The organism is Filimonas zeae, from assembly GCF_014641615.1.
GTDB lineage: Bacteria > Bacteroidota > Bacteroidia > Chitinophagales > Chitinophagaceae > Filimonas > Filimonas zeae.
In genome coordinates this window covers 1-23,946 of the sequence record NZ_BMIB01000009.1, presented here as the reverse complement: position 1 = coordinate 23,946, position 23,946 = coordinate 1, and the positions used below count along the sequence as shown (strand labels likewise).

25 protein-coding genes are annotated in these 23,946 nt (G+C 45.0%); 10 read left to right on the top strand and 15 right to left on the bottom strand.

The window, feature by feature from the left end:
• Nucleotides 1-32 precede the first annotated feature (32 nt).
• On the bottom strand, nt 33-1,793 hold the full coding sequence (gene sppA, locus IEY13_RS29465; RefSeq protein ID WP_188959353.1) for a signal peptide peptidase SppA: 1,761 nt from the start codon (nt 1,791-1,793) through the stop codon (nt 33-35).
• Nucleotides 1,794-1,859: 66 nt separating this feature from the next.
• Here sppA and folK point away from each other — a divergent pair, with 66 nt between their 5' ends.
• Genes folK through IEY13_RS29450 form a run of 3 tightly spaced genes read left to right on the top strand, consistent with a single transcriptional unit; the run spans nt 1,860 to nt 4,313 of the window.
• Nucleotides 1,860-2,351: a 2-amino-4-hydroxy-6-hydroxymethyldihydropteridine diphosphokinase gene (folK, locus tag IEY13_RS29460; RefSeq protein ID WP_188959351.1), complete on the top strand. Its 492-nt coding sequence runs from the start codon at nt 1,860-1,862 to the stop codon at nt 2,349-2,351.
• 35 nt (nt 2,352-2,386) lie between these two features.
• Entirely contained in the window at nt 2,387-3,019 is a 633-nt protein-coding gene (locus IEY13_RS29455; RefSeq protein ID WP_188959349.1) for a deoxynucleoside kinase, read from the top strand.
• A gap of 22 nt (nt 3,020-3,041) precedes the next feature.
• Nucleotides 3,042-4,313 carry an MFS transporter gene (locus tag IEY13_RS29450; protein ID WP_188959347.1) on the top strand — a complete coding sequence of 424 codons (1,272 nt, stop codon included), beginning with the start codon at nt 3,042-3,044 and terminating at the stop codon, nt 4,311-4,313.
• Nucleotides 4,314-4,388: 75 nt separating this feature from the next.
• Here IEY13_RS29450 and IEY13_RS29445 read toward each other — a convergent pair whose 3' ends face one another.
• Nucleotides 4,389-6,638, bottom strand: coding sequence for a cation:proton antiporter domain-containing protein (locus IEY13_RS29445; protein ID WP_188959345.1), 2,250 nt, complete (start codon nt 6,636-6,638; stop codon nt 4,389-4,391).
• 71 nt (nt 6,639-6,709) lie between these two features.
• Nucleotides 6,710-7,192, bottom strand: a complete 483-nt coding sequence (locus tag IEY13_RS29440; RefSeq protein ID WP_188959343.1) for a YkgJ family cysteine cluster protein — start codon at nt 7,190-7,192, stop codon at nt 6,710-6,712.
• A gap of 177 nt (nt 7,193-7,369) precedes the next feature.
• Between IEY13_RS29440 and IEY13_RS29435 the strand changes: the two genes are divergently transcribed.
• Together IEY13_RS29435 and IEY13_RS29430 are read left to right on the top strand one after the other, a co-directional pair.
• A complete protein-coding gene (locus IEY13_RS29435; RefSeq protein ID WP_188959342.1) occupies nt 7,370-8,590 on the top strand; it encodes a PAS domain-containing sensor histidine kinase in 1,221 nt (406 codons plus the stop codon).
• A 12-nt stretch (nt 8,591-8,602) separates the two neighbouring features.
• Complete coding sequence (locus IEY13_RS29430; RefSeq protein ID WP_188959340.1) at nt 8,603-9,643, top strand: response regulator; 1,041 nt, start codon at nt 8,603-8,605, stop codon at nt 9,641-9,643.
• On the opposite strand, the gene IEY13_RS29425 is transcribed toward IEY13_RS29430, so the two are convergent.
• Together IEY13_RS29425 and IEY13_RS29420 are read right to left on the bottom strand one after the other, a co-directional pair.
• Complete coding sequence (locus IEY13_RS29425; protein ID WP_188959338.1) at nt 9,640-10,020, bottom strand: hypothetical protein; 381 nt, start codon at nt 10,018-10,020, stop codon at nt 9,640-9,642. The genes IEY13_RS29430 and IEY13_RS29425 overlap by 4 nt on opposite strands.
• 85 nt (nt 10,021-10,105) lie before the next feature.
• A complete protein-coding gene (locus tag IEY13_RS29420; RefSeq protein ID WP_188959336.1) occupies nt 10,106-10,936 on the bottom strand; it encodes a universal stress protein in 831 nt (276 codons plus the stop codon).
• 356 nt (nt 10,937-11,292) lie between these two features.
• Here IEY13_RS29420 and gcvP point away from each other — a divergent pair, with 356 nt between their 5' ends.
• Both gcvP and IEY13_RS29410 read left to right on the top strand, forming a co-directional pair.
• A complete protein-coding gene (gene gcvP, locus IEY13_RS29415; protein WP_188959334.1) occupies nt 11,293-14,181 on the top strand; it encodes an aminomethyl-transferring glycine dehydrogenase in 2,889 nt (962 codons plus the stop codon).
• 27 nt (nt 14,182-14,208) lie between these two features.
• Nucleotides 14,209-15,189: a Gfo/Idh/MocA family oxidoreductase gene (locus tag IEY13_RS29410; RefSeq protein ID WP_188959332.1), complete on the top strand. Its 981-nt coding sequence runs from the start codon at nt 14,209-14,211 to the stop codon at nt 15,187-15,189.
• Nucleotides 15,190-15,441: 252 nt separating this feature from the next.
• On the opposite strand, the gene IEY13_RS29405 is transcribed toward IEY13_RS29410, so the two are convergent.
• The 5 genes from IEY13_RS29405 to IEY13_RS29385 all read right to left on the bottom strand — a co-directional run bounded on the left by IEY13_RS29405 (nt 15,442) and on the right by IEY13_RS29385 (nt 17,986).
• The gene (locus tag IEY13_RS29405; RefSeq protein ID WP_188959330.1) at nt 15,442-15,960 is read right to left on the bottom strand and encodes a hypothetical protein; all 519 of its coding nucleotides are present in this window, start codon (nt 15,958-15,960) and stop codon (nt 15,442-15,444) included.
• Between the two features lie 66 nt (nt 15,961-16,026).
• Nucleotides 16,027-16,305: a hypothetical protein gene (locus IEY13_RS29400; protein WP_188959328.1), complete on the bottom strand. Its 279-nt coding sequence runs from the start codon at nt 16,303-16,305 to the stop codon at nt 16,027-16,029.
• 258 nt (nt 16,306-16,563) lie between these two features.
• Nucleotides 16,564-17,166, bottom strand: a complete 603-nt coding sequence (locus IEY13_RS29395; RefSeq protein WP_188959326.1) for a hypothetical protein — start codon at nt 17,164-17,166, stop codon at nt 16,564-16,566.
• Between the two features lie 22 nt (nt 17,167-17,188).
• Nucleotides 17,189-17,533: a hypothetical protein gene (locus tag IEY13_RS29390; protein ID WP_188959324.1), complete on the bottom strand. Its 345-nt coding sequence runs from the start codon at nt 17,531-17,533 to the stop codon at nt 17,189-17,191.
• Nucleotides 17,534-17,986 carry an RHS repeat domain-containing protein gene (locus IEY13_RS29385; protein ID WP_229688071.1) on the bottom strand — a complete coding sequence of 151 codons (453 nt, stop codon included), beginning with the start codon at nt 17,984-17,986 and terminating at the stop codon, nt 17,534-17,536.
• Between the two features lie 145 nt (nt 17,987-18,131).
• Between IEY13_RS29385 and IEY13_RS29380 the strand changes: the two genes are divergently transcribed.
• The gene (locus tag IEY13_RS29380; protein WP_188959322.1) at nt 18,132-18,545 is read left to right on the top strand and encodes a DUF3592 domain-containing protein; all 414 of its coding nucleotides are present in this window, start codon (nt 18,132-18,134) and stop codon (nt 18,543-18,545) included.
• Between the two features lie 65 nt (nt 18,546-18,610).
• The gene (locus IEY13_RS29375; protein ID WP_188959320.1) at nt 18,611-19,021 is read left to right on the top strand and encodes a DUF3592 domain-containing protein; all 411 of its coding nucleotides are present in this window, start codon (nt 18,611-18,613) and stop codon (nt 19,019-19,021) included.
• 51 nt (nt 19,022-19,072) lie between these two features.
• On the opposite strand, the gene IEY13_RS29370 is transcribed toward IEY13_RS29375, so the two are convergent.
• From IEY13_RS29370 to IEY13_RS29350, 5 genes are all read right to left on the bottom strand, one after another.
• Nucleotides 19,073-19,510: a hypothetical protein gene (locus IEY13_RS29370; RefSeq protein ID WP_188959318.1), complete on the bottom strand. Its 438-nt coding sequence runs from the start codon at nt 19,508-19,510 to the stop codon at nt 19,073-19,075.
• 166 nt (nt 19,511-19,676) lie between these two features.
• Nucleotides 19,677-20,015 (bottom strand): hypothetical protein, encoded by a 339-nt coding sequence (locus IEY13_RS29365; protein ID WP_188959316.1) that lies wholly within the window; start codon nt 20,013-20,015, stop codon nt 19,677-19,679.
• Nucleotides 20,016-20,048: 33 nt separating this feature from the next.
• A complete protein-coding gene (locus IEY13_RS29360; protein ID WP_188959314.1) occupies nt 20,049-20,402 on the bottom strand; it encodes a hypothetical protein in 354 nt (117 codons plus the stop codon).
• 770 nt (nt 20,403-21,172) lie between these two features.
• Nucleotides 21,173-22,057 (bottom strand): pirin family protein, encoded by an 885-nt coding sequence (locus IEY13_RS29355; RefSeq protein WP_188959312.1) that lies wholly within the window; start codon nt 22,055-22,057, stop codon nt 21,173-21,175.
• 55 nt (nt 22,058-22,112) lie between these two features.
• Nucleotides 22,113-22,763, bottom strand: coding sequence for a hydrolase (locus IEY13_RS29350; RefSeq protein ID WP_188959310.1), 651 nt, complete (start codon nt 22,761-22,763; stop codon nt 22,113-22,115).
• Between the two features lie 156 nt (nt 22,764-22,919).
• On the opposite strand from IEY13_RS29350, the gene IEY13_RS29345 reads away from it, so the two are divergent.
• Complete coding sequence (locus IEY13_RS29345; protein WP_229688070.1) at nt 22,920-23,546, top strand: Crp/Fnr family transcriptional regulator; 627 nt, start codon at nt 22,920-22,922, stop codon at nt 23,544-23,546.
• Nucleotides 23,547-23,946 lie beyond the last annotated feature (400 nt).

The following is a 23,946-nucleotide window of genomic DNA, read 5'->3' as shown; positions in this document are numbered from 1 at the left end:
GCTCTTTTTTATTGAGAGCGCAAAACTAGGGATTAATTTGTTGTGTATTGGAAAGGAAGCCGGGCCTGTGGCGCATCTGCCCAGGTTTTTACTTTTTTCATCTGCTGCAGCAGTTTATACTGGTCTAACCCAATTTCTTCCGTCATCATACGGCTCTTCAGCGTTTTCTCGGCAGAGCCGCCCATAAACTGTTGCAAAAAGCCTTTACGCTCCGGATACTCTTTAATATAATATTCCTTTGCTTTTGCTGCTCTGGCAGCACAGGCAATAGCATCACGCAGGTTACCAATTTTATCTACCAGGCCTAATTGTAAAGCCCTTTCGCCCGTCCACACACGGCCCTGGGCAATGCTGTCAATATATTCCACAGGCTTTTTACGGCCCTCTGCCACGCGCGATGTAAAGGTGTAGTATACTGAGTCCACATCTTCCTGCATCATTCTTTTCTCCGGTTCGGTTAAAGGTCTTACCCCAAAACCCATATCTGCCGAAGGGGCCGTTTTAACACCGTCAAATGTAATACCCAGCTTGTTTTTAAAGAAAGCAGAACCATTAAACGAAAGTGAGAACACGCCTATTGAACCGGTAATGGTAGTAGCATCTGCAAATATAGAATCGCCATTGCAAGCTATATAATAACCGCCCGAAGCAGCCATATCACCCATACTAACAATTACCGGCTTGCTTTTACGCGCCATGCTTACCTCGCGCCAGATAACATCACTGGCCAGGGCGCTACCACCCGGGGAGTTTACGCGCAGTACAATGGCTTTAATGCTTTTATCGTAACGGGCTTTGCGTATCAGGTTTTTATAGGTAATGCTTCCAATCTGCCCATCTTCCTCCCCTCTTCCATCTACAATTTCGCCTTCCGCATAAATCACCGCTATTTTATCGCCTTCGGCATCGTTTAAACCGGCCGATTTATAGTATTTGCTCAGCGGCACAAAGTTTACCTTCTCGGTTTCTTTTATACCCATGCGGGCAAACAGTTCGCTTTTTACTTCATCATCATATTTCAGCGCATCTACCAAATGGTATTTAACGGCATCTTCGGCAGTTCTTACGCTGTTATGAATGGCCAGCTGGTGCAGCGTGGCGGTATCTACCTTACGGCTGTCTGCTACGTTCTGTAAAAAATGGCTGTATAAATCATTCATCCAAACAGAGGTTTGCAATCTGTTGGCATCGCTCATTTCTGTATAACGGAAAGGTTCTGTAGCGCTTTTAAACTTACCGGCGTAAAACACTTCCGGCTGCACTTCCAGCCTGTCCAGCAGGCCTTTCATAAACAGTAAGCTGGTGGCGTACCCCTTCCATTCCAGGCCGCCTTTGGGGTGGCAATACACTTTATCGGCAACAGAAGCCACTTTATAAGCGCCCTGCGTAATAACGTCGCCATAAGCAACTACAAACTTACCGCTGCGTTTAAAGTCAGTAAGTGCCTGCCTAAGCTCTTCCGTAGCAGCAAAACTGTTGTTGTTGTAATCGCTTTTTACGTAAACACCTTTTATACTGGAGTCTTTTTGTGCATAGCGCAGCATGTTTACCACATCGTTAAGGCCGGGTAAAACAGAGGGGCCATCGCCCAGAAGGGAGTTAACGGTATTGTCTTTAGATTTATCGTTATATACCACAGATAAATCTACCACCAGCACTCCATTACTGCCTATTGCAGGCTTTTCATCGCTGGATTTGCTGGCTATTACCCCTACTATAATGAAGAATAGCACCAGCACAAACACGGCCAGCGCCAAAAAGGCGGCGAAAAATATCTTGATAAATCCTTTCATAACTTAAATTCTCCTGTGCAATGTTGTAAAAATAAAGATATTTGACCCGCTCCATCTCATCTATTTATGAACAAAGCATACCTGTTGATAGGCGGTAATTTAGGTAATCGTACGGCTTATCTGCGCCATGCACGGCAATTGATACAGGAAAAATGCGGTAAGCTTACCCAGTTATCCACTATTTACGAAACGGCCGCGTGGGGTATGGAAAACCAGCCCTCCTTTTACAATCAGGCCCTTTTACTGGAAACAATGCTGGATGCCGCCCCGCTGATGGAAGCTTTACTGGCCATAGAACTGGTGCTGGGCAGGGAAAGAACCGTAGCAATGGGGCCACGCACGGTAGATATTGATATGCTGCTGTACAACAACGCCATAATTACCACGCCACTGATTACCGTACCCCACCCCCGCCTGCCACTGCGCCGTTTTGCCCTGCTGCCGCTGGCAGAAATAGCGGCAGATGTAGAGCACCCGGTACTGCACCAGACCATTGCACAACTGCTGCAAAACTGCCCGGATACACTGGATGTGCATAAAATTTCCGACGCTCTGTAGCGGCTGTCTTAATTTTGGGCGGACATTACCATCTGATGAAGTACCACTTTATTACCATTGAGGGCAACATTGGAGCCGGAAAAACCACGCTGGCCCATCTATTATCTAAAAAACTGAATGCCCGGTTAATACTGGAAGAGTTTGCAGATAACCCTTTTCTGCCCCGCTTTTATGAAAACCCCAAACAATACGCTTTTCCGCTGGAGTTGTTTTTTATGGCAGAACGCTTTAAACAGCTGAAGGAGATGCTGCATACCAACGATTTGTTTCAAACCGTAACGGTTTCAGATTATCTGTTTACCAAGTGTCTGCTGTTTGCCAAGGTAAACCTGCCGGAAGAAGAATTCAGGCTGTACCAGAAACTGTTTGATATTATTCACCAGCAACTGATATTTCCCGATATATTGATTTACCTGCACTCGCCGGTAAACAAGCTACAGGCTAACATTAAAAAGCGCAACCGCGGGTACGAGCAGCATATACCCGATGAATACCTGATTAACATACAGGAAACCTATACCAGCTACATTAAACAAAAAAATATCAAAACCATTATTGTAGACGCTTCCAACGCCGATTTCCTGAGCAATGACCTACATGTACAGGTAATACTGGATGCACTGGAAAAAGACTACGACGAGGGGCAGCACCTGATAACGCTACCCTGATTTTTAAAAGGAGAAGTGAACTATGGCAAGTGATCACCTGCAGAAACAGGAACCAACCGAACAACCGATAGACAAATTTGCTGCACTACGTATTACGGAATTCAGAAACCTGCTGGCCAGCCGCTTTTTGTTTACCATGTCTATGCGTATGCTTACCACCATGCTGGGCTGGTGGGTATACAACCTTACTAACGATCCCCTGGCCATTGGCCTTATAGGCCTTTCAGAAATTATACCGGCCATTTCACTGGCGCTGTATGCCGGGCATGTGATTGACCTGAGTGAAAAGCGGGGCATGTTACAGAAAGGTATCGCCCTGTATATTCTGGCGGTGCTGATACTGCTGTTTTTATCCACCAACTATATCCGCATCAGCCTCAGCCATCATATTATAGCGGTGCTTATTTACATTACCATATTCGGTACCGGTATTGTACGTGCTTTTACCGGGCCGGTGTTTAACGTAATGCTGGCCTCTACGGTACCCAGAGAAACACTGCCCAATGCTATGACGTGGAATCAGAGTTCCTACCTGCTGGGCTCGGTAAGCGGCCACGCCGCGGGTGGCTTTTTGATTGCGCTGGTAGGTAATACCGGCACCCTGGGGGTAATAAGCGCTATGCTGCTGATATCACTCATCTGCATATCCCGCGTAAGCGCCAAGCCACCGGTAAATGTAAAGGGCGAAAAACGCACCTGGGATAGTGTTAAGGAAGGCCTCAACTTTGTATTTAAAACCAAAGAACTGCTGGGCGCCGTATCGCTGGATATGTTTGCCGTATTGTTTGGCGGTGCGGTAGCTATGGTGCCGGTATACGCCCGCGATATATTAAAGGCCGGGCCGGAAGGTTTTGGTATGCTCAACGCCGCTTCTGATATAGGCGCTATATGCAGTGTGCTATTGTTAACCGCCTTTCCTATGCGTAAGCAACAGGGCCGCAAATTGCTGATAGCCGTTGCCGGCTTTGGTATTTGTATTATCATCTTCGGTATATCTAAACTGTACTGGATTTCGTTTGCGGTGCTGCTGCTGAGTGGTATGCTGGATGGCATCAGCGTAGTTATACGTGGTACCATTACACAGTTAAAAACGCCTGATAACATGCGTGGCCGGGTAATGAGTGTAAACTCTATGTTTATTAACTCCAGTAACGAGTTGGGCCAGTTTGAAAGCGGCCTTTCTGCCCGTTTAATGGGTGTGGTGCCATCTGTAATATTCGGTGGGTGTATGACGTTGCTGGTAGTGCTGATTACCTGGGCCAAAGCGCCGGCACTACGCAAAATGGAATACTAAGCTACCCTACACTGCTACAATAAAAAGCGCCCGGCAAACATATATTGCCGGGCGCTTTTTATATAAATAATACGGTTAATCGTGCTTAATGTACAATTGCTGAATCTTTCTTCTATCCCCCACTACCCAAACCACATCATCCCACTCAAACTTCGTATCGGAAGCGGGGTTGAGTATACGTTGCCCTTTGCGCTCAATACCCACTACCAGGCCATTGGTTTTTTCGCGTATGCCACTCAGGCGTATGGTTTGGCCTTTCAGTTTGGTATGCTCATCTACAATTACTTTCTGTAACACAATGTTCTCGCGCTTATCGCCTTCTGCATAGGTAACTTCATTGGCATTGTCTTCCAGCAGCGGACGTAGCGATATTAACTGCTCATCCGTACCAATTACCCCAATATGGTCATAAGGGAATAATTTCTCATCCCGGCTGGGCGCGTAAATTACTTTGCCACCCCGTTCTATATACGCCAGGTTAACCCCAAAACGTTCGCGCCAGGCCAGGTGTTGCAGCGATACGCCTACGTAGGCTGCGTACGGGCTAATTTCAAAACTGGCAAGGTGCGCATCCCAGGGGGATAGTGATGCCCTGGCTGTGTCTTCTTCAATCTCCCTGCTTTCCCGCGCATTCAGGTTACGCAAAAAGCGTTTTTCAATACGGCCGTAGTATAGCTGCATTCTGCGGGAGAAGATGTATAATACAATTATCATTACCGGAATAGCCACCAGAATGGCTATGGTGCCGGAGAACAACCTGTCTACCAGAAAGCCTACCAGAAATACCGCCAGCAGGTTACGTATCACCTCAATAATTACCAGCGGGCCGCGGTTATACTTTTTATCCAGCCACAGGTTAGTATACGCCATGGTATCTGGCTTTTTAGCCATCATAGCCCAGGTAAACGGCGCACAGGCCACAAACGTAATCAGCAGTACAATAATATCGCCTGTAAGGCTGTAGTTCATTTTACCCTGTACCCATGGGGTTAAAAAGGTGGAAGACAGCAGTATAATAGCTACCGAAATAATCATATTGGTTAATACAATAGCGGTATACGCACGCAATACAATTTTCCAGTCGCTCTCTGCCTGTATGTCCTGCGTACCGGAAGAGTATTTGTTTAAGGTGTTTACAAATTTGCGCGGCAGGTTTCTATCCAGAAAATGATAAAAAGGCTCTGACCATTTAATCAGGTAGGGCGTGGTAAACGTGGTAATGGCACTTACTGCCACGGCTATGGGGTACAGAAAATCGCTGGTTACTTTTAAGGTAAGCCCCAGTGTGGCAATGATAAAGGAAAACTCCCCTATCTGCGCCAGGCTCATACCCGCCTGTATAGATTGTTTCAGCGGCTGGCCCGATAATACGGCACCTATACTGCTTGATAAAAATTTGCCCACAATAGTCAGCACGGTAATCAGTAATACCGGCCCGCCATGTTTTACTATCACCGCCGGATCTATCAATATACCTACCGATACAAAAAACACCGCAGCAAACAGGTTCTTCACCGGTTTTACCAGGTGTTCAATCTTTTCAGCTTTGGTAGTTTCGGCCAGTATAGAACCCATTACAAAAGCACCCAGCGCCGGCGAAAAGCCCACGTGTGTAGCCAGTACCACCATACCCAGGCAAAGGCCCAGCGATAGTATCAGCAAGGTTTCTTCACTCAGCAGCTTCCGCGCCTTTTTTAAAAAAGTAGGAATCAGAAATATACCCGCTATAAACCAGAGGGAGAGAAAGAATACCAGTTTTAACACCGAAAAAGCCATTTCGGGCCCGGCAAACTGCCGGCTTACCGCCAGGGTAGAAAGTAATACCAGCAGCAAAATGGCCACCAGGTCTTCTACAATCAGCACCCCGAAAACAATACCCGCAAACTGCTGGCTTTTTACGCCCAGCTCTTCAAAAGCCCGTATAATAATGGTGGTGGAAGAAATAGAAAGTATACCACCCAGAAAAATACTGTCCATCTGGCTCCAGCCCAGTATCTGCCCGCTGGCATAACCTATGCCCAGCATACCTATTACTTCTACAATAGCAGTAATAGAGGCGGCGCCCCCTACCCTTACCAGCTTTTTAAAGCTAAACTCCAAACCCAGACTAAACAACAGGAAAATAACGCCTAACTCGGCCAGTACATTTATATTTTCTGTATCAATTACAGTAGGCAGTATAGCAATGTGCGGCCCTACCAGCAGGCCCGCAATAATATACCCCAACACCAGCGGCTGCTTCAGGCGGCGAAACAACAAAGTGGTTACGGCGCCAGCCATCAGTATTAAAGCCAGGTCTTCTATCAATTTTGGCAAATGCGTCATAATAAACAATACTTTTAAACATAAACCATGCTCTTAATCATGTCCTTAGGGTACCAACCGCGTAAATATAGCTATTTTGCCTGTATCAGCTTCTCCAGCACAAAGTACACTGCCGGGCAAAAACTGGCATTTTTTAAGGTAATCTGCGGGCGCTTTAATAATACATCTTCATCTGTATAAGGGAAACGGTAGCAGTCTGAGGGGCGTACTTCATAAATACTACAGTAATTATCGGCCCCCAAAAAGGCGCAGGGACTGCTTTTTACCACGTAATCGCCATCGGTGTCCAGGTTCAGGTATTTATCAATAAACTCGCTCTCCCGTAAACGCAGGTGTTTGCTTATGCGCTTAATATCCGGGGTTTTAAAGCGGGGCGAATAGTTTTTGCAGCAGGCAGCACATTCCAGGCAGTCTACTTTTTCAAAAGCTTCCTCATGCAGGTCCGGCAACTGTTTCAGCACTTTATTTTTATCGGCACGCGCTATCCACTGTTTATACAGCTTGGCGCGATCTGCCGATTTCTTTTGCCAGTTGTCCATATTTACCTCACTCATACCAGAATAATGTTGCCTTTACGGCCTGCAAAGGTACTTTAAATTGCGCAACCGGGCGTTTCAGCAGCATGCAGGCCCCTTCCGGCATCCTAATTCCTGTTTACTTATCAAATTATTTTTTATTATAATCATACCTTTGCGCCAACGACTTATTGTTTACCCGGAGAGAGTAGTGATATGCAGCCAACAAATTCCCACCAGCCAGGTGTGTTTAGCAACGAAAAGCAATTGGTAGAGGCCATTTTTACCCATGCTTCTATAGGCATTCTGGTAGCCAACGACCAGGGCGAAATACTGCTGGTAAACCCCTTTATGCTGGGGCAGTTTGGGTACGAAGCGGATGACCAGCTGGTAGGCAAAAAGGTAGAGGTTATTATCCCCAGCCGCTTTCACCACAAACATGTACCCCACCGCGAAAGGTTCAGCTCGCACATGCAAAACCGGCCTATGGGCCTGGGTATGGATTTGTTTGGCGTGCGTAAAGATGGTACGGAGTTTCCGGTAGAAGTGAGTTTGTGCCACTATCGCAAGGAGGAAAGCAACCTGGTAATTGCCTTTATTAACAACATTGCCATACGCAAAAAAGCAGAGGAAGAAATACGCCGGCTGAATGATGAGCTGGAAGATAAGGTAGAGCAGCGCACGTTTCAGTTAAAGGAAACGATGAACAAGCTGGAAGAATCGAAAGAAGAACTGGCCAAATCGTTAAACAAAGAAAAAGAACTGAACGAGCTGAAAAGCCGCTTTGTATCGCTGGCCTCGCACGAGTTCAGAACACCGCTCAGCACCATTCTCTCCTCTACCATACTGCTGCAAAAGTATACTACTACCGAGGAGCAGCCGAAGCGGCAAAAGCATACGGAGCGTATAGTTGCATCGGTAAACGGGTTAACCGAAATACTGAACGACTTTTTATCGGTTGGTAAAATAGAAGAAGGCAAAATACTACAGAAGCCTGGCAGGTTTAACCTGCACCTGTTGGTACAGGGCATTATTGAAGAACTGAAAACCATATTAAAGCCCGGCCAGCAGGTACTGTATACCCATACCGGCGAAGAGGTAATTACGCTGGATGCCTCTCTGCTTAAACATATTGTTATTAACCTGCTGAGCAATGCCATAAAGTTTTCGCCGGAGCAGGCTACTATTACCATAGCCAGTGCGGTGGCCAACGGGCAAATGACCTTAACCGTGCAGGACCAGGGTATTGGTATTTCCGCAGAAGACCAGGCGCATTTGTTCGAGCGGTTTTTCCGCGCCTCTAACGCCTCTAATATAGATGGTACGGGGCTGGGGCTGCACATTGTATCTAAATATGCCGAGTTAATGAATGGCTCCATTACCTGCCACAGCGTACTGGACCAGGGCACCGAAATGAAACTGGTATTTACATTATAAAGCGAGTACACAATGAAGAAGATTTTACTGATTGAGGACAACCACAGCATACGGGAGAATACAGCTGAAATTCTGGAACTGGCCAACTATAAAGTGTACACGGCTGAAAACGGCAAAGTGGGTGTGGAAGCAGCACTGGAACACAAGCCGGATTTAATTATATGCGATATTATGATGCCTGTGCTGGATGGCTATGGTGTACTGCATCTGATACATAAAAACCCCAGCCTGCAAAACACGCCTTTTATATTTTTAACCGCTAAAACAGAGCGGGCCGATATACGCCGGGGTATGGAACTGGGTGCAGACGATTACCTTACCAAACCTTTTATGGAAACCGAACTGCTTACGGCTATTGAAAGCCGCCTGCGTAAGGTTGACCTGATGAAGCAGGAGTTTTCGGCCGATTTGCAGGGGCTGGATCAGCTGATGCGTATTAACACCGGCAACCAATCGCTGGAATCTTTTACGGCCGATAGAAATGTAAATACCTATCGTAAAAAACAACTCATTTATTCCGAAGGCAACCGCCCCTCGCGCCTTTACTATGTGCGCAAAGGCAAGGTTATTACCTGCAAAAGCAATGAAGATGGTAAAGAACTGGTAGTAGGCCTGTACAACGAGGGCGATTTTCTGGGCCATATAGCTTTGCTGGAAGGTACTGTGTATAAAGAAACCGCCAAAGCCATTGAAGATGCAGAACTGGCACTGATACCGAAAGAAGATTTTGAAGAGCTGATGAACAGCAACCTGAGTATTGCCAGAAAGTTTATAACCATGCTGGCCAAAAACGTAACGGAACAGGAAGAACGTTTGCTGAAACTGGCGTATAACAGCCTGCGCAAAAAAGTGGCAGATGCTTTAATTACGCTGCATAAGAAATACCAGACTACTATAGATATTGGAAGGGAAAACCTGGCCAGTATTGCAGGCACCGCCACCGAAAGTATGATTAGAACGCTGGGCGATTTTAAGAACGAAAAACTGATTGATATTAAAGATGGCAGTATTGTAATACTGAACGAGAAAAAGCTGGAGAGTATGTTAAACTAAAGCATATCGCGGAACTGCACTTTCAGTAAACTGAAAGTGCTTTCCAGCAGCATCAGTTCTTTACGCAGCGTCTGCTGCCTTTGCCGTATGCTTTTCAGCATCTCTTTATTCTCCGGCCCGCAGGCAGCCAGCAGCCTGTCAAACTCATGTATATCCTGGCGCATCAGGTTTATCACCTCATCCTTTTGCATAAACCGGTTCTGGTAATCTTCCGCTTTTTCCAGAAACAATAAGGTGGTACTACTCACATTTACAATTTCGGCAAGCCTGTTTTTAAGGTACGCATTCTCCAGCAGCAGCAATTCCAATGTACGTTTCCATTCATCGCTTTCTAACCTAAACTGCTTCACGTCTATCATGGCACCAGAAGAATACATACGTAAAAACTTGCTTTAAATATCCAAAGTTACCCGAACCCGCAGGGCTAACGGCTGACGGCCGTCAGCCTGCATATGATTCTGCTCACTCCTGCTTATGCAGTGCCATTACCGGCACACTGCTGTGCAATACAAGCTCGCGTGTGTGGCTTTTTTGCAGCAGCAGCTTGTCTGCCAGCTGGCGCTGACGCGGCAACACCAGCAGCAGATGTATATGATAAGTTTTTACAAAATCAATCAGCGCCTCCGTGGTATCATCGTGCGCAATAAAATGGTACTGCGGGCTTACCTCTGCCAGCAGTTGATTTAATACATCCGACTCAAATACCGTATCCGGCGCCAGTTCACTGTCTTTACCCACATTTAAAATATGCAGCGAGGCATTAAAATCCTTCACCAGGTTTTTGATAGATGCTATAGGTGTTTGATTAGCCACCTCGTTCAGGTCGCAGGCCAGGCCTATGCGGCGTATATAGTTAAAGCCCGCCCCCAGCGGCACCGTTATTAAAGGCCAGTGCAATAAATGCTGCATGGCATGCACGGTATGCCCGCCAAAAAAGAAACGCTCTGTGGCGGAGGTGCCCTGGCTGCCCATTACCACTATATAGGGCTTTACCTGCCCGCAGGCTGCTTTCAGTTCCTGAAAAAACGTACCTGTTCTTATTGCTGTATCAATCTGTAACTCCGTAACATCCCGCAGCAGCAGCTGCTCCTTCAGCCGGTTCAGTTCTGTTTGGGCATCATCCGTCATATTAGTGTTATCGGTAGCCAGTGCCAGCTGGCCCCAGTTAACCGGTAACGTGTAAATATGCAGTAACAGCAGTTTTTTGCCGGTCATCCGCGCCATATCTGCCGCATACCCGGCCGCGTTTACCGCCGCAGGAGAAAAATCAGTAGCTACCAGAATTGTGTCCATTGTTTTTAAGTTGTTGAGGTGGAGAATAACCTACGCTTTAACAAAAGTAGCCGCGCCCCTGCCCCAGGTGGCTGACAACCATCAGCCCCGGAACTGATTGTTACCGGAAGGTTTTGTTAATGTTACACCCGCCGCCGTATACCAGAGTATACCACTATAATAGTGAACTATAGAAAACGCAATAAAACCGCTTTTTTACATAATAAAACGCTGCTGAACAGCCTTTTGGTTATAAAAAAATGAAGGCGAATGGCAAAAGCCACCCATTTTTTTAGTTTTTTCTATAATGTGTAAAAGTGCTGTAATGCTCGTACCTTTGCGCATTCTTAAAAAATGGTCAACCTCTTATTTTAGTTATGAACTTATTTACTGCACAGTCGTCAGAATTCCAGGGCAGACATATTGGTGTAAATGAAGCTGATACGCAAGCAATGCTTAAAGTTATCGGTGTTAGCTCTGTGGAGGAATTAATAACGAAAACCGTACCCGCTGCCATTCGTTTGCAGCAACCGCTGGATCTGCCGGAAGGCATAAGTGAGTTTGAATACCTGCAGGAGCTGAAGCAGATTGCAGCAAAAAACCAACTTTTCAAAACCTATATAGGCCAGGGTTATTACAACACCATTACCCCCAGTGTAATACTGCGTAATGTGTTTGAAAACCCAGGATGGTATACCCAGTATACCCCCTACCAGGCCGAGATTAGCCAGGGCCGCCTGGAAAGCCTGCTCAACTACCAAACCATGGTTACAGACCTTACCGGTCTGGAAATTGCCAACGCCTCTCTGCTGGATGAAGCTACTTCTGCCGCAGAAGCTATGGCCATGCTGTTTCATCATGTAAACAAAGGTGACAACATTACTAAACCTAAGTTTTTTGTAGATAACGCAGTACTTACCCAAACCAAAGACGTACTGGTTACCCGTGCTACCCCCATAAATATTGAACTGGTGTTTGGCAACTACCGCGAGGTACTGCTGGACGATACCTATTTCGGTGCCATTTTACAATACCCCAACGCCAACGGCAGCATTGAAGATTACCGCGGTTTTATTGCCAACGTACACAATGTAGGTGGTTATGTAGCCATGGCAACCGATCTGCTGGCGCTTACCCTGTTAACCAGCCCTGGCGAACTGGGTGCTGATGTGGCGGTAGGTAGTGCACAGCGCTTTGGCGTTCCTTTAGGTTATGGTGGCCCGCACGCTGCCTTCTTTGCTACTAAAGATGAGTTTAAGCGTAACCTGCCCGGCCGTATTATAGGGGTGAGTATTGATGCCAAAGGCAACCGTGCTTTACGCATGGCGCTGCAAACACGCGAGCAGCATATTAAACGCGAAAAAGCAACTTCTAATATCTGTACCGCACAGGCATTACTGGCCAACATGGCTGCTATGTATGCCGTTTACCACGGTGCAGAAGGGCTGAAAAACATTGCCAGCCGCGTGGCTTTACTGGCGCAGACTTTAAGCGAAGCACTGGCCGAGCTGGGTTTTGTCAACGTAAACAGCCAATACTTTGATACGGTTAAAATTGATGCCGATGCAGCGGTAATACGCCCTATTGCAGAAAAGCATCAGGTTAACTTCCACTACTTTGCCGATAACACCATTGGTATTGCACTGGACGAAACCACTACGCAGAAAGATGTACTGGATATCGTATACATTTTTGCAGAAGCCAAAGGCCTGGACGAGGCTACTATTGGTTTTGATGCAGAAGGTTACGAACTGAACAATATACCTGCCTTTGCCAAACGTACTTCCAGCTACCTTACGCACCCGGTGTTTAACACACACCACAGCGAAAGCCAGATGATGCGTTACCTGAAGCAGCTGGAAAACAAAGACCTGAGCTTAAACACCAGCATGATTAGCCTGGGTAGCTGTACCATGAAGCTGAACGCCGCTACTGAAATGATACCGGTAAGCTGGCCTGAGTTTGGGCAGATTCACCCCTTTGTACCTGCCAACCAGGTAAAAGGTTACGGACAAATTATAGAAGAGCTGGGTAAATACCTTAGCGTAATTACCGGTTTTGATGCTACCAGCCTGCAACCTAACAGTGGTGCACAGGGCGAATATGCGGGCCTGTTAACTATTATGGACTATCATAAAGCCAACGGCAACGCACACCGTAACGTGGTATTAATTCCTATTTCTGCACACGGTACCAACCCTGCCAGCGCTGTAATGGCCGGTATGAAAGTGGTGGTGGTGAAGAGCGATGAAGATGGTCATATTGACGTAGCTGATCTGAAAGCCAAAGCAGAACAATATAAAGACACACTGGGTGGCCTGATGGTTACTTACCCATCTACCCACGGTGTGTTTGAAGAAAGCATTATAGATATCTGTGCTACTATACATCAATATGGTGGACAGGTATACATGGATGGCGCCAACATGAACGCCCAGGTAGGCTTAACTTCTCCCGGTAACATCGGCGCAGACGTTTGTCACCTTAACCTGCACAAAACCTTCGCTATACCACACGGTGGCGGCGGTCCTGGCATGGGCCCCATCTGCGTAAAAGCACACCTGGCACCTTACCTGCCTTCACACGCTACCCTGTTACAGGGCGAGTGGAGCGCTACCAATAAGGGTAACGCCGTAAGTGCCGCCGCATTTGGCAGCGCGTCTATTCTGTTAATCAGCTATGCGTATATTAAAATGCTGGGTGTTACCGGTGTTAGAAGAGCTACTGAAAACGCAATTCTTAACGCCAATTACATGAAGGCCCGTCTGGAGCAGTATTACAAAATACTGTACAGCGGCAGCAACGGCACCTGTGCGCATGAGTTTATTGTAGACCTGAGGCCGTTTAAAACCACCAGCGGTGTAGAAGCCGAAGACGTGGCAAAACGCCTGATGGACTATGGTTTCCACGCCCCTACCCTCAGCTTTCCTGTACCCGGCACTATTATGATAGAGCCTACAGAAAGCGAAGACAAAGGCGAGCTGGACCGCTTCTGCGATGCACTGATTACGATTTACGAAGAAATTAAAGCGATAGAAAACGGTACTGTTGATAAAGCCAATAACGCCCTGAAAAATGCACCGCATACCCAGGCTGTTATTTGTGCGGATGAATGGAATTACACCTACACCCGCCAGCAGGCAGCGTTTCCGCTGTACTATGTAACCCAGAACAAGTTCTGGCCAAGTGTATCGCGGATTAACAACACACATGGCGACAGAAACCTGATCTGTACCTGTGAACCGATAGAATCGTATATGTCATAGTTTTTAAAAAACAATACAATACCCGTCATGCTTAAAGTAGGCGTTTTTGGAGTAGGCCATTTGGGTAAATACCACCTGAACAGCTGGAAAGAACTGGAAAATGTAACATTGGTTGGATTTTTTGATCCCAATGACGCTACGGCTGCTGAGGTAGAAGCAAAATATCAGCTGAAACGCTACGCCAGTGCAGAAGAACTGATGGATGCAGTGGATGCAGCTGATATTATTGCCCCCACCAACCACCACTTTAAACTGTGCGAAATGGCTATTCGCAGGGGCAAGCACGTGTTTGTAGAAAAACCACTGGCCTACACCGTAGAGGAAGCCCGCCAGCTGGTTGATATGACCCGCGAAGCCAACATTAAAATGCAGGTAGGCCACGTTGAAAGGTTTAACCCGGCTTTTACGGCTATTAAGGACATGCAGCTGAACCCCATGTTTATTGAGGTACACCGCCTGGCCCAGTTTAACCCACGTGGTACCGAGGTAAGTGTAATACTGGACCTGATGATACATGACATTGACATTATCCTCAGCCTGGTAAAAAGCGACGTTAAAAACATAAGCGCCAGCGGCGTAGCGGTAATGACGGACACCCCCGATATTGCCAACGTACGTATTGAGTTTAACAACGGCTGCGTAGCCAACCTTACCAGCAGCCGCATCAGCATGAAGAAAATGCGTAAAATCCGCCTTTTCCAAAAAGATGCCTACATAGGTATCGACTTTCTGGAAAAGAACACGGAAATCATTCGCCTGAAACAGGAAACGGATGATGACAGCGTATTCACTTTTGATCTGGACACCAACAACGGAATTAAGACCATTGCAGTGGCTAATCCGGTAGTTACACAGAGTAATGCTATTAAAGACGAATTAGAGGCTTTTACGCAGTCTATTTTGCAGAATAAGCCTACTGTGGTGAGCGAGCTGGATGGGTATCTGGCGATGGAAGTGGCGCATAAGATATTGGATAAGATTGGGAGCAGTAATAATAGCGGGCATTAAGCCAGTTGTTTTGATGTGAATGGAAGGCCGTCTCTTGTTTTGCAGGAGGCGGCTTTTTAAAAAGAGAATTATTAAATTTTAGTCTTCATCATATCTAGTCGCCTTTAAGCTTATTAAGTTCTTTTAAAATAAGAAGTCCGATCGTAGTAGGCTTTTCTTCGTGGGCAGGATATCTCCTTCTATCATAAGGAAGCATTTCTTCAAAATCCCTTTTTAAATTCCACCATAATAGAACAGTTGCCAACAAACAGATCACATACCAATACTCAAAAGAGCACTATTAATTTGCTCCCAGATTGCCAGGTAGAACGCATAGCGCCTCTCTAATTCTTTAAGATAATAGCAGTTGCCTGCAACCTTCCTTTCCCCCTGCATAGACGTTGTTCCATAAGACCAGAATACCAATTCCGCCGATGAAGAGATAGCAGACTTATAACCAACCTTTTCCTTCTTCAATAATTCCAGAAAAGGAGCCACACGCCCGGAGTTATAGTTTGATTTCTCCAAAGCAGATAACATTGTTGTAAGCAGGGAATCAATCCGCCCTTCAAGGCGTCCCGCCTTTTCTTCAGCATCCCCCTCATTACATTCTATAGCGGCATACAAACTATCAAAAACTCTTTTGGATGACAAATGCTTAATTGCTGTGTCCTTATTCCCCTCGACCTTCTTCACAGAAGAGTTTCCAAGAATATCATTCTTACCGCCATTATTAGCGCAACCCAAACAACATACTATCAACAATGTCAATGCTATGTTTATAGCTCCCATATTGTTTCATTTTCTCTGCTTTCTGAAAATCGCTTATTGCAAACACCCAGGATGCCATATGGGTTACTACTGATAACCTAATGGAAACCAGACACCCCGATGCACCGGCGCGATCATATTAGGTATCACATGTCCCTGATCGAGGGTTCGGATATCTACATTCTCCACTACTCTTTTGAATACAGGACGCTTCACATCAACAAATACCTTTTCGTCCATAATCTTAAGTGCATCAAAATAATCAAATGCAGTAACACCACACCCTGTCCCAACTCCCGCAGGAACTGCAAGAGCATCCTCTATGTCAAATTCCAACCAAAATCGGGTAAACATGGTATCTGTCATGTAATAAACTCTTTGGCTAAAATATTATTCCTCTGCCAAAGACGACTGAACTTCTTTATACACGCTTGTAAATCGCCCTCTTTTTCAACAAAGCCTGTCTGCATTTCTTTACCATTTTGTAGCCATCTGACGCCTATACCGTTACTCAGGACGATGTTATCAACAGTATTACTGGCTGTTTTTGCCGTTCTGGAAACATCCCCTTACTACAATCTACTACACTGCACCAGATGAGTAAAACATACCCAAACAAAAAATTTAGCTACCGTAGTACCTATTGAAAATTGTGTCAGTAAGATATTTCGCTTCTGCACTATCAAACCGGATGAAATCATCCAGCTGATAATTTAAAGAATCTTTTCCCAACCAATTAGCAAACGACTTTTTATAATAAACTACCCGCACAATATCAGCTCTCTGCGGCACGTTAAATACCACAGTCTGTATATGTATAGATCCGGGATATAAAGGAACAAACGGTCTCATGCGAAATTGATTAAAGAAATAGGCCTGATAATTTATCTTTATAACTGTATCCGGTACCTGACCAGGTATTATTCTGGCGGTATACACCTCGAAAGGGAATACTTTTGAATACTTATAAAAGACACTTTTATAGTATTCAGGTTTAGGAACAGCTTCTAAAAAAAGGCTGTCCCCATCTACATAGAATGCACCTTCGTATGAGGAAGGTACAAATATGGTATCTTTTGAATTATTCGCAATTCTTACATAAACAGTATCAGAACCTCTCATACAGGTATCGAAACTTCTCAAACAAATCAAAGAAATGCATTTTGCCTTTTTCTCCTCTTTGCAGGAATGCAACAATAAAAAAATAAAAACAATTAAATATTTCATACCTCATTAAATATTTCATACATCAATTACCAAAATTACTTTCCAGGTGACGGGGATCTGCTTGTCTTAAGGGCACATTCACCTCCCGTCTAACTTTATTTTCATTTACAACCGCATTGCCTTCCATCTTACCTAATATGATTGGAATAGCGTGCCCCACAAGTTCGTGCATTAGAATAAATTCAGGAGAGCCCGGCACAGCTGTTACCCCATCTGTCCCCTTTATATTCCAGTTGGAGTTTCCAGAAATTAAAACTATCGGATTCCCTGCCGCCTTAGGACGTTGATCCAAAAAAGGACTACCAGCCCTACTTTGCGCCGGCGTTTGCGTTACTCCACCACCTGCATCACCATCCACTGATTTCATTTATCCATTCCCCTGCTTAAATGTTTGACTAATTCCTATAGTTATAACTTTACTACTTTTTATTGCCTCATTCAGTCTGTCTGAATAATAGGCAGACCCTTTTTCATTTATAGTACCCTTTTTAATAGTCAATTGCCCCTTATCGTTATACTCATATTGAGTTTTGGAAAGCTTGTTAATTAAGATAAGCGGTATCCCTCGTTCACCTGGATTCTTTGCAGCAGCCTCCCGGATCTCCATCCCATCCGGATCAATAAACCTTATTGGATTACCAGCACAATAGTTATAAGGAGACAATCTCCTGAATTTTTCAGAAAGCGGATCACCTGTTCCCCATAACCCTATTTGAACATCATACATTCTTGCCCCATAGTCATATAACTCTAAACCACTCCCGTCACTAAACTCTCCGCTCTGTAACTCCTTGCTGTTATACTTAAACCTGTTTTGCAACTTCCCTGCAGCCTTAGAACTTACCCCTTGCCGGCGGAAGATTGGCGATTGAATAAAAAAGTCCGTTTTCTTGTTTCAGGTAGGGAAACGGCTTTTTTGTTTCTAATTTATAGTAACTTATCGCGAAATCCTTAACCGTATTTTTATGTTTTACGGAATAGCCCTTATAATAGGAATCGTTATTCTCTTAATGTCTGTGTTTTCGATTAAAGAGCGCCTGATTTTTTTGAAAAAAAGCGAAAGAGCAACAGGAATAGTGATAGACATAGAAGTAAACGACAACGAAGACAGTATTACCTATAAACCCGTTTTTCAGTACACTGCCGGCAACCACCAGAAATACATATACAAACACTCTGGTTCCTCCAACTCTATCCGGTGGAGTATTGGCGAAGAAGCTACTATTGCCTACAATCCCAATAATCCATCTAACGGTATGCTTTTAACCTATTGGGGCGTATTTAATTATTCAGTTATTCTGATGGCTATAGCAGTGGCTTTGATAGTGATTGGAGGTGGCTATTACCTGGCGGGTTGGGTTTTCAATAAAAAAATCTGAATGATAGCGCCTTTTGTATTTTTTTATTTTGGTATCTTATCGCATAACCCCTTAACCGTATTTATATGAACTACGGACTAACCCTTTTAATAGGAATCGTTCTTATTGTGATATCCTCATTCCTGATTAAAGAACAACTAGACTTTTTGAAAACAACTGAACGAGCCATAGGAAAAGTGATTGAACTGCAAGAAGTTCCCAAAGCCGATGACGATGGTATCGCATATCGCCCTATCTTCCGTTACACCGCAAAAGATAAACAGGAATACATATACAGACATAACGCTTCCTATAGCCCTTCTGCGTGGGATATAGGCGAAAAAGCTATCATAGCCTACCAATCTGATAAGCCATACAAGGGCACGCTGGTAACCTATTTCGAAACATTTAGCTGGTCAATTATTATGATGATTATCGGGTCAGTATTGATAGTAATCGGTGGTGGCTATTTTCTTTCAAAATTGGTTATCCGATAAACCCTGTCTGATTAAAAAAATAGCAGCTGCAAAAGCACAGCAAATATTACTCTATACGCCTTTGATGTTATTGTCATGCATCAATTGCATCAACTCTGAATTGCCAGCCCACCCTCCGCTTTCATACATAGCAATCAACAGATACCTCTTAGCCTCCTCAATATTCTTAGCTTCTCCACGAACATAAGCGTGCGGCCAGGGCTGCTTTTCCAAAGGCATCAGATATTCAAAGTAATATTCCTTTGTTCCGATACTGACTACTATAACATACCACGGCGACTTATAATCGTCTGCACTCTGCAACACCAGTCTATAATGAGATGTTAAACCCCAGATAAGCGTTTGTTTAAATATCTGGTTGATGAGCTGAATAAAATCAAGCATTCCTTTGCCAGGGTCTACATCATAATGTGGACGTCCTTCCGAGACTTCCTGATAAAATTCTTCTAATGTTTGCCTCCGCTGGTCGGAGCTTCGGGTTATTGGCATAAATATATTTAGTTAAGCCTGCCTGCTCTTAATAATTGACAGTTCCTGCTTTTTGTCAGTCTTCCACAAATGAATTTCGTAAAAATCATCTCCGTCAAGTTCGTCCTCGCTTAATGTATCAAGATTGACGTAATAAATTCTGGCCCGGTATATACCGTTTTCCAATTCAATTCTTTCGGCATCGGGCAAATAGGTCGGTACAGCCTGCTATTACAATTTTCCCTGAACTAACTTCTATATCACACTCGTTTATTTGTGCTATTACATCCTCCCCGTCAGCCAGCAATGGCGGCTCTGTAGTGAAGATTTTAATAATTACCGGAACATCCATATTCCGTACTGTACCTACGCCAATAGTGCCGTCTGTTATGGCTAAAAGCCTTTCAATGGCTTCTTGTGTCCACATTTTGCTCAAATCGCCTTCTGCATTTTCATCCTTTAGGTAAAGCTGAAAGTAGTCAGCAAAAATGTCCAGTTTAATTTCATTGATTACTGTGTTAGACATACTTATTTAGCCGGGGTTAGATGTTAGCTGCTGTTATGCTTGTAAAGTCATTGACCAGGCTCCCTTTATCGGCATAATGGGTATGGGAATTATGCCCAGCCAAACAAAGCAAAACTTAAACCTCCAGGTGCCATTTACCGTTTGTCCATCGTTTGTAAATTCGCCAGTATAAAATATGGGAGGGTGTTTTTTATTAAAGGTTTTCCTTGTTCCTTTTTCATCCACAATAAAAGTCAAAACCGGCATGCGCTTAACAAAATCAATTCCGTTTCCCTTAATTTGCCCGGTAATATCTCCTACCCCTTCGGTTCCGCCTGTGCCCAGATCATCCTGAACCTTTCCGGTAAAAAAATTTCCGTTAACAGTTAAAATTTCAATATCAAACAAGGTGTTCTCAAACTGCCGGAATTTGTTAACCTTTTCGCCGGAGTAACTATAGTATCCTTTCCATTGTCCAATTTGAATCATTTGGTGTGGTTTGCAGGTATTCAGGGTGTATAATGTCTATCAAATATACATAAATCAAAGCCGGATAACAGTATACTTTTGCTAATATTCAGCCTGTATGCCCTGGCTTTCCAGAAGTGGTTTACTCCCCTGAGATAATGAGAAATCAGACAATTTACCAGCACACCATTTTGCTAAAAACACACTTTATTTTTTCTCCGGCGAGCTCGTCCGGCAAATTATTGAGCTCACCGGGCATTCCGGAGAGCTGTCGCATCATTCCGGCGAGCCCTCCCAAACGACGGCAGAGCTGGCTGAGCATTCCGGCGAGCCCTCCCGAACAACGGCAGAGCTGGCTCAGCATTCCGGCGAGCCCTCCCAAACGACGGCAGAGCTGGCTCAGCATTCCGGCGAGCCCTCCCGAACGACGGCAGAGCTCCACATTTCGTCGGACGAGCTGGCCCGGCAAAATGTGGAGCTCGCCGGAATGGCTGGATAACTTGCAGAAATGTCCGGAGAGTTGTCCCGGCATATCTGCAAGCTGTCTGAAAGGCCCGAAAAGTTGCCGCATTATTCCGTAAAGTTGGCTGAAATGCCTGTGGAGTTGGCTGACCATTTCGGGAAGCTTCCCGAAACGGCCGTAGAACTGGGAGAAATGCCCGCCAGGCTGGGCCGGCAAATTCCTGAGCGGGCAAAACAGTGCAAAACGTTTACCCGGCTGCCAATCTTTGTTTCTTGTAATCTATTGTGCCATAACTGCCGTTATAAAAATCTCTATAAGCAGCTGCTATATCCAGTTTTGAATTCATTACAAATGGCCCTTCAGCTATAATGGCCTCTTTATAGTGTTCGCCACCAAATAATAAAATATCGCACGCTTCCTTGTTTTCATTCCGCAGTTGTATACTCCCCTCCTGTCTGCTAAACTCAATAAAATCACCCGCATTAAAAGGCTCGTCGTTTAACAGGGCTGGTAAGGTGGGCAAACATGCTGCCACCTCTACCTCCCCGGTAAAGTCAACTGTAAAATCAGCACCTGGTGCCAGATGAATATGATATAAAAATTGCTGCGAATAGTTGGGTATGGGCGAGCTTAATTCCTGAAACGAGCCTGCAACCACCTTTATCCATCCTTTATTATCTGGCAGAACCTTATAGGGCACCTCATGGGCTTGTATGGCTAAATACGCAGGTGGCTGGGCTTTGATTGCTGCGGGCAGATTAATCCAGAACTGAAAAGCATGTACCAGTCTGGAATCTGTTTCCGCATCATAATTCAGCGTTTCATCGTGTATTATACCGTTACCGGCTTTCATCCATTGCACGCCTCCGGAATGCACCATGGCATAGTTTCCGGCACTGTCAAAATGTTCATCTTCCCCATTCAGAATATAGGTTAACGTAGCTATGCCCCGGTGTGGATGTGCGCCGGTGCCTTCTTTGTTTACTTTGGTTTGAATGGTGGGAATAATATGATCTAAAAAAACAAACGGGCCTACTGCATTTGCATATCTGTTGGGCAGCAGGCGTTGTATAGAAAGCTCGCCTATATCGGCCCGGTGGCCCTGTGTACTAAAACTGCTTTTCTTTTTCATAGTATAAGTAACAACACCCTGTTTTAGCCAGGATGTTGCTTTTTAGTTATTAAAGTTATGCGGGTACTGGGGTAGCCAGCAATTGCATTTCCCAGGCAAATGACACACCGCTTGCACCGCCATGCTCTAAAATAATATTGGCAAAGGCACTGCCTGTTTCGGTACGGGCATGGTCGCGTTGCCATTCAGAAGCTACAGCCAGCCAGTTAATAGGTGTAATGCCATGCTGCACCATACGGCGTATTGCCATATCATGCGCCTCTTTTGAGGTAGCGCCGCAGGCATCTGTAACCACAAATACATCATAGCCTTCAGCAGCTGCCTGTATAGCGGGCATGGCCACACAAATCTCTGTCCACAAGCCTGCAATAATTAACTGCTTGCGACCGCTTTTTGCTACCACGCTGGTAACATTGGGGTCTTGCCAGGTGTTAATAAAAGTGCGGTCTATGGGTTTCTGCTCAGGAAACACTTCCTGAATCTGCTTAATAAGCAAACCTCCACGCTCTTCTATTACAGTGGTTAAAATGGTGGGCACCTTAAACACCTTTGCTGCTTTGGCCAATCCTGTTACCGCATTAATAATCATGGTAGGCTCGTGGCTGTGCAGGTTAGCAAACTGAAAAGGCTGATGATCAATAAGTACTACAATACTGTCTTCCGGGCGCAGCAGAGCATCAAGGCCTGCATTTACATTTTTTGACATGCTTTTGTGATATGATTGGTTAAAGAATAAGCCGCGTATGGCGATGCAGGTTAACAGGGGCAAATTTCATAATACGTGTACAACAGAACGATGACATTTGTCGTAAAAACACGTAGACATTTGTCTATGGTTTTGAATGTTCTTTTACTTTTATATTTGCCCCTAACCATTCTACTGTACCTGATATTTGAGTTTACTATGCACCAGGCTTTTTTTGACTATCTGATAAAATTCGGTTCTGAGCCACTTTCAGAAGACCAAAAGGCATTGCTGAGGCAGGTGTTTCTACCTTCCAGATTAAGAAAAAAGCAATTTCTGCTACAGGAAGGCGAGCAACAGAAATATTTTGCCTTTATAGTAAAAGGTGCCATGCGCATGTATATGGTTGACGATAAAGGCATTGAACACATTGTACGCCTGGGCGTAGAAGGCTGGTGGATGGGCGACCGTGAAAGCTGGGCCATGCTTACGCCAAGCCTGTACCATATAGATGCCTGGGAAAACTGCGATCTGCTGCTGATTACCAGAGAAGATGCCCTTAACATGATGAAGCAGGTTCCTGCATTTGGTGAAATGGCACGGCAGCTGGATGAACGCAATAATATTGCGAACAACCGCCGACTAACCTCTGCCATAAGCGGCAATGCGGATAAACGGTATATTGATTTTTGCGAATGCTACCCCGAACTGCTGCAACGCTTTCCGCAGCATATTATAGCCTCTTACCTGGGGGTAAATAAGGATACGCTAAGCCGTGTAAAACGCCAGCACTATAGAAAGTAAGCTGTGTTGTGCGCCCGGCAGGTAGACAATAGGATTACCATTCAACACCAGCCAGTTATAAGAGAATAAACCAGTACTGCCCACACAGATGTTGTAGTTATATATTGGTGTGCCAAAAGTGTGTAGCTATATATTTCTAATGAATATCAGGGCCCTGAAGCTGCTGCACCAGATAGCATTAAAACATTGTTGTATACAAAAGTGGCTCAGATACATGTTGGACCCGTGCCAGCATACGCAAAAATTGCTCAGGCGGATGCAGGAGGAATAACCCCATATACAGCAGTTGCTCAGGCGGGTGCCGAAAGCCAACCTGCGGGTCTGTTTAATAAACTGTGTCACAGGTTTTCTATATGAAATACCTTTAAACACAGTAAGATGGAACAGGAAAACTCAGAAA